Source organism: Micromonospora sp. NPDC093244, from assembly GCF_040683695.1.
Classification (GTDB): Bacteria; Actinomycetota; Actinomycetes; order Mycobacteriales; family Micromonosporaceae; genus Micromonospora.
In genome coordinates this window covers 171,296-172,587 of record NZ_JBFBEO010000008.1, presented here as the reverse complement: position 1 = coordinate 172,587, position 1,292 = coordinate 171,296, and the positions used below count along the sequence as shown (strand labels likewise).

Sequence of the window (1,292 nt, the reverse complement as noted above, 5' to 3'; positions counted from 1 at the left end):
GCCCGGTTACATTCCGAACCCGGAAGCTAAGCCCTCCAGCGCCGATGGTACTGCACTCGTGAGGGTGTGGGAGAGTAGGACGCCGCCGGACAATCTTCCAGTCGAGGGCCGCCCCATCCGGGTCGGCCCTCGACTGCGTAGCGCCATTGGTGGCGCAATCAGGAAGGATGTACCTGTGAGTTCAGGACCGCAGGGCGGAGATCGTCCCCGTCGCTACGAAGACCGTACCGACGGCTCGGCTGGACGCGACCGCGGCCCGCGCCGCGACGACCGGCCCCCGTACCGGGGCGACCGCGACAACGCTGGCGGCACCCGCGGCGGATACGCCGGCGGCCGCGATGGCGGTTCCCGTGGTGGCGACCGGGACGGTTCGCGGTCCGGTGCTCCGCGTGAGGGTGGCTTCCGGGGCGGTGACCGCCGCGAAGGTGGCTTCCGTGGTGGCGACCGCGAGGGCGGTTTCCGCGGCGGTGACCGCCGTGAGGGTGGCTTCCGGGACGGTGCGCGCTCGGGTGCGCCCCGTGACGGTGGCTTCCGTGGTGGCGACCGGGACAACTCCCGGTCCGGTGCCCCGCGCGAGGGTGGCTTCCGGGGCGGCGACCGTCGTGAGGGTGGTTTCCGCGACGGCGCCCGCCCCAGTGGCCCGCGTGAGGGTGGCTTCCGTGGTGGTGACCGTGAGGGCGGTTTCCGCGGTGGCGACCGCCGCGAAGGTGGTTACCAGGGCGGGGACCGTGGTCGTTCCGGTCCGCCGCGTGAGGGTGGCTTCCGTGGTGGTGACCGCGAGGGTGGCTTCCGTGGCGGCGAGCGCCGTGAGGGTGGTTACCAGGGCGGCGACCGTGACCGTTCCGGCCCGCCGCGTGAGGGCGGCTTCCGTGGTGGCGACCGTCGCGAGGGCGGTTTCCGTGGCGGCGATCGTCGTGAGGGTGGTTACCAGGGCGGCGACCGTGGTCGTTCCGGTCCGCCCCGTGAGGGTGGCTTCCGTGGCGGCGACCGTGAGGGCGGTTTCCGTGGCGGCGACCGCCGTGAAGGTGGCTTCCGTGGTGGTGACCGCGAGGGCGGCTTCCGTGGCGGCGACCGTCGTGAGGGTGGTTACCAGGGCGGGGACCGTGGTCGTTCCGGCCCGCCGCGTGAGGGCGGTTTTCGGGGCGGTGACCGTGAGGGCGGTTTCCGTGGCGGCGACCGCCGTGAAGGTGGCTTCCGTGGTGGCGACCGTGAGGGCGGGTTCCGTGGCGGCGACCGTCGCGAGGGCGGTTACCAGGGCGGGGACCGTGGTCGTTCCGGCCCGCCGCGTGAGG

The 1,292-nt window shown here is 73.5% G+C and carries 1 protein-coding gene and 1 rRNA gene; one reads left to right on the top strand and one right to left on the bottom strand.

What is annotated here, in order from left to right; translation table 11 throughout:
• Nucleotides 1-91 (top strand): 5S ribosomal RNA (gene rrf, locus AB0N27_RS28070); the annotation flags it as partial.
• A 90-nt stretch (nucleotides 92-181) separates the two neighbouring features.
• Here the strand turns inward: rrf and AB0N27_RS28065 are convergent.
• Nucleotides 182-1,292, bottom strand: a 1,111-nt coding sequence (locus AB0N27_RS28065; RefSeq protein ID WP_364376058.1) for a hypothetical protein, incomplete at its 5' end; no start/stop codon positions are given.